Source organism: Diaphorobacter sp. LR2014-1 (genome assembly GCF_002916785.1).
In the GTDB taxonomy this organism is placed as follows: domain Bacteria; phylum Pseudomonadota; class Gammaproteobacteria; order Burkholderiales; family Burkholderiaceae_C; genus Diaphorobacter; species Diaphorobacter nitroreducens.
This window is the reverse complement of the sequence record NZ_MTBE01000076.1, coordinates 1-4,807: the sequence shown is the minus strand read 5'-3', so window position 1 is coordinate 4,807 and position 4,807 is coordinate 1. Positions and strand designations below refer to the sequence as shown.

General features: G+C 63.8%; 3 protein-coding genes. 1 reads left to right on the top strand and 2 read right to left on the bottom strand.

Annotated elements, in window-relative coordinates:
- Positions 1–1,475, bottom strand: a 1,475-nt coding sequence (locus BV908_RS21760) for a hypothetical protein (RefSeq protein ID WP_146052208.1), incomplete at its 3' end; no start/stop codon positions are given.
- A 557-nt stretch (positions 1,476–2,032) separates the two neighbouring features.
- Between BV908_RS21760 and BV908_RS21755 the strand changes: the two genes are divergently transcribed.
- Entirely contained in the window at positions 2,033–4,135 is a 2,103-nt protein-coding gene (locus tag BV908_RS21755; RefSeq protein ID WP_103739191.1) for a diguanylate cyclase, read from the top strand.
- A gap of 115 nt (positions 4,136–4,250) precedes the next feature.
- Here BV908_RS21755 and tnpA read toward each other — a convergent pair whose 3' ends face one another.
- Positions 4,251–4,682: an IS200/IS605 family transposase gene (gene tnpA, locus BV908_RS21750; protein WP_026437438.1), complete on the bottom strand. Its 432-nt coding sequence runs from the start codon at positions 4,680–4,682 to the stop codon at positions 4,251–4,253.
- Positions 4,683–4,807: the final 125 nt, after the last annotated feature.

Genomic DNA, 4,807 nt, shown 5'->3' with positions numbered 1-4,807 from the left:
TCTACCAGTTTCACCAGAACCGCTGGGTTATAGGCATTCTTACCAAACCAAAGTCTTCTGTCGGCGCTCGCGCTGATAACCCCTCGTTCGGCTACCGTGAGCGCCCGTCGAACTTGCATGAAGAATCTATCAACAGCCGTCAATGACGCCTTCAGGTGCAGCCGGGCAAAATGACGAAGCTGGTCACTCCGCTTTTCCGGGTCAGTCTCGGGTTCGTCAATATCAGTGAGCCACGAAACTCCCTTTTGTGGCTCTCGCATGTCCGCGATTGGATGTCGAAACCAAGGGTCGCCCCACTTGCCAATAAGTGTTGGGCTGCTTAACTCTTCCAGGGCCAGGATTAAGCTGGCCTCTTCCTCGTCAACTCCGGCGTCACTCATTACCTTCCGGAGTCGCCGCTTGGCAGCGCCAACAATCCCCTTCTTCTGGTCAACCGTGAATTCCTTGAGGACCTTTACGTAGAATGCGTCTGCGGTCCTATTTAGAACGCGCTCCGGAACGCTCACCAAGATTGCAGCCCGAATACCAGATTCTTGGTCAACGAAGAATCTTAGTTTCTCTGCCTTCTGCAGCAATCTCGTCACGAACTGAATATGTGCCGCCATGACGGTCTGCTCGTGCAAGAGCATGCCCTTGGCCGGCGCCCTGGTCGCCGTCGAGGGGTCGTCGCCGCTCTCGATGTCCTCGCGCTCCTGAGCCGCGTCATAGGTGTCCTTGACAGCCGCGAGCAGCTCCCCAGGCAGCTCAGTTGGCTCCTCGCTGGCCCGTCGGGTGCCCTTACGGCTCGCGGCAGCCCGTACCGCAGCGTCATCCCAGTCTTGGGGTAACCAAACCCGAGCAAACCGTCGAAAGGGTTTTGCCAATCGCTGGTCGCCGAATTTGGTCATCTCCTCCTTGACCTTCTCACTATCCATCTCGCCATCGAAGTTGACGTTCGCCGCGTACAGGTAGCCTGTTATTTGGTCGGCGCTCGCGATGGAAAGGAGGACAGTGTTCTTTCTGCTCTTCCGGTCCGACCAGTTGACAATGAGCTTTTGTCGGTCGGTCGAGATATACCTCTTGCCGAGGTCCTCCCGGTCAAGAAGCCCGCGCTCTCGCTCGCCAGCAAAAATCTGGCATTGCTCGTGGATAAAGTCGATTCGGTCGTAGAGAATAGCAGGCGAAATTCCCAGCACCTTGATGATTCGCCGCAAGGGCATCGAATTCATCAGATGCTCGAATATGCCAATGTTCGGATGGGTTTTCTGTTGGCGCTTTGTCGAGCGACCGCCAAAGACGAATATCTTTCGACAGGCTCCGCACTTGAATCGCGGCGTGCCGTGTGCGTTAGTTCCGAATCTTGTGTGCCGCCCACTATGTTCAGGTTCGGCTTTGCGGAATAGCTCGCAGTCCTCGTTGGGACACGTTGGAAGCTGGGGCTCCAGGTATCTGCCGATTCGCAATAACTCTTCCGCGATGGCCAGATTGCTCTGCATGGGAAAGCTTTCCCTGCAAAGGTGGCAAAACAGATTTGGTTGACCCTTACCGCTGGCGACAACGCGGTAGTCTCCGGGTGCGTATCCACCCGGCTTTCGGGCGGCGGCCCCACGCTTGGACTCGTTGTGGGGCGGTACGCCAAAGTTGGCGCACTTAGGGTTCCGGCAGTGGTTGACCTGGATGCCGGCGGCGGTCGGAGGGAACCGCCAAGGCCATTCGCCGGACGAAACCGCTCCTGGAAGCGATTTCACCTCAGACAAAGAAGCGCCCCAGTCGTTGACTGGGGCGCATTGTGGGCCAATCAGGGCTACCTTAGCAACTCTTTCCGAGAACGGCTAGCGCTGCGGCGGCCCTTTTGCATCCAGTTGTTACCACCCTCTACCTGAAGGCCTGAGGCGTCAGGGTTTTTCCCGCGCCGTCACAGGGTTCCACCCAGTCTGGAGCCGAGGGTGCCTGCGTATATTGGTTCGAGCCTCTGGTGAGGCAGTCCCCCTACGACCATGGTCCGCGCCTTCCTCGATCCTCTCGTTTCGGGCGCTTCGAACGCGGAGCGCCCATGACACCGCCCGAGCATGTTGCCGCGTGGGAAGACGTGGCGCCCGAGCGGGAGCCTGAAGGCTTCGCATGGCTGCCCGGTCCGCTGGTGGGCAAGCTGCTGGCGGTGGCGGCGCTGGCCATCGTGCTCTCCGCAATGCTCACCGTGTGGGTGCTGTCGCGCGCCGCGGGCCAGGAGGTCATGCAGCGCCTGGTCAGCCAGCAGAACGACGAGGTGGAACTGGTGGCGCGGTTGCTGGCCAGCAAGATCGAGCAGAGCCAGAAGGTGCTTGCCACCGTGGCCGAGGGCATCACCCCCGAGCTGTTGGAGTCTCCCGCGTCGCTGGAGTGGCTGCTGCAGCAGGGTCTGCCGGCCGTGCGCTTCTTCGACGCCATCCAGGTTGCGCGCAAGGACGGCAACCTCGCCATCAACCTGCGCTATGGCAAGCTGGAAAAGGCCTCGGGTCTGGACCCGGGCGAGCGCGATTACCTCGTGCGCACGCTGCTGGACGGCAAGCCGCTGGTGTCGGGCCTCATCGGCGCCACGCCGGCCGAGGCGCGCGTGATGTTCACCATGCCGCTGCTGCGGGGGGAGGGGCGCGTCATCGGGGCCGTGGCGGGCGTGCTGCGGCTGCAATCGCAGGGACTGCTGCCGCATTCCCTGGCGCTGCCTGCGCGCAGCGACTCGCAACTGGTGGTGTTCACGCGCGACGGGGTGATCCTGGCGCACCCCAATATGGAGCGCGTGCTGGGCCAGGTGGCCGATGAGCCCGGCCTGGGCGAGGCCTATGCGCGCTGGCGCCACGCGGACGATGCGCCGCTGGCCGGACGCGCGCAAACCACCGTGCAGGCGGACCACGTGGTGAGCTTGGCCAGCGTGCCCATGCCGCAATGGGTGGTGGCCCGGGTGAGCGCTTCGCAGGCCGTGCTGGCGCCAATGCAGGGCGTCCAGCGCCGGGCCTGGGCGCTCGCGGCCGCGGCCACGGCGCTGGTGGCCCTGTTGGCGCTGGGCGCCATGCTGTGGATCGCGCGCCCGCTGATCCTGCTGCGCCAGCGTGCCCGAGCGCTGACGGACGCGGAGGCCGCTGGTGCGCCGGCGAGCGGGTCCGCCGGGTATGACGGCCCATGGCCGCACAGCCCTGGCGAGGTGGACGATGTGGTGCGCGTCTGCACCCGGCTGTTGGAACACCGGCGGCTGCAACAGCGTGGGTCGGAGGCGTCGGCGCGCCAGTTGCGTGCGGTGCTGGCGCACGTGCCGTTGGGCATCGTCGTCAGCCGCGACGAGCAGGTGGAGGTCGTCAGCCAGCAGGCCGGCCGCATGCTGGGCTATGCGCCGGCGCAGCTCCAGGGGCGCCGGCTGACGGATCTGCTGGCCTCACCGCCCGGCGCAGCGGATGTGGCCCAGCAGGTGCGTGCGCGGTTTGCGGCCCACGGCAGCTTCGATGGCGAACTGCCGCTGCTGCGCAAGGACGGCAGCACGCTGTGGGTGCGGGCGCAGGGGCAACTGGTGGAGCCCGGCGTGCCGTCCAGCGGCCTGGTGTGGACGCTGGAAGACTTCACTGCGGAGCGTGCAGCGCGCCAGCAGCAGTCCTGGGAGCGCGCCCACGACCCCTTGACCCAACTGCTCAACCGCGCGGAGTTTGAGTTGCGCCTGCAGATGCTGCTGGACGCGCGTGCTGCGCGGGGCCCGTGGGGTGTGCCGGAGGAAGACGGCGGGGTGCTGCTGTTCATGGACCTGGACCATTTCACCGTGGTCAACGACGTTGCCGGCCATGATGCGGGCGATGACGTACTGCGCCATCTGGCACGTCTGCTCGAATCGGAAGTGCGGCACAACGGCTGGGCTGCGCGCGTGGGCGGCGATGAGTTCGCCATCGTGCTGCCCGGCAGCTCCTTGGCGCGCGGGAAGGCCGTGGCCGAGCAGTTGCGCGCCGCCGTGCAGGCGTGGGAGCCCGCATATGGCGGGCGCAGCTTCACCCTGGGCCTGAGCGTGGGGCTGGTCCCGCTGGCGCCCGGTGCGCACGGTGTGGCGGCGCTGCTCTATGCCGCCGACATGGCCTGCTACCAGGCCAAGCGCGCCGGGCGCAACCGCATCGCCGTAGGCAGCGTGCAGGTACCGGCCTGAACGGGTAACCATCCCCCGGCAAAGCCGGGGGCATTCGGGATGTGAGCCGCTCAAAGCGGCTGTAAGGGGTCGCTAACGCGGCCCCTCATTCTTGGGGCCACCTATCGGTGGCTACTCACCTCCATAGACCGAGTTGGTCCAACCTCTCGTCTTCCTTCTCCTGGTTTCGGATGTACTCCCGTATCACCGCTTCGTCGCGTCCCACCGTCGAGACGAAGTACCCTCGCGCCCAGAAGTGCTGACCCACGAAGTTGCGCTTTCGCTCTCCGTACACCCGCGCAAGGTGGATTGCGCTCTTGCCTTTGATAAAGCCCACCACCTGCGACACCGAGTACTTCGGTGGGATCGACAGCATCATGTGCACGTGATCGGGCATCAGATGCCCCTCTTCAACCCTGCATTCCTTTTGCGCGGCCAACTTTCTGAATACCTCACCCAGGTGTTCGCGTAGCTGCTTGTACAGCGTTCGCCTTCGACACTTGGGGATGAAGACCACGTGATATTTGCAATCCCAGGCCGTGTGACTCAAACTTTCATACTTGTCCATCGTGTTTCTTCCTTTCGTTTGCTTGGCGGCTCACGATTGAAAGTCTCTACGGTGGACAACCTCCTGAAAAGTCAAACTTCTACTGCCTCCCCGGCAGAGCCGGGGGGCCTCCTTTTGGTAGCTAG

Excerpts from the sequence above, each read along its gene's own strand:
- tnpA (WP_026437438.1), bottom strand. The coding sequence starts at position 4,682 with ATGGACAAGTATGAAAGTTTGAGTCACACGGCCTGGGATTGCAAATAT.
- BV908_RS21755 (WP_103739191.1), top strand. The coding sequence starts at position 2,033 with ATGACACCGCCCGAGCATGTTGCCGCGTGGGAAGACGTGGCGCCCGAG.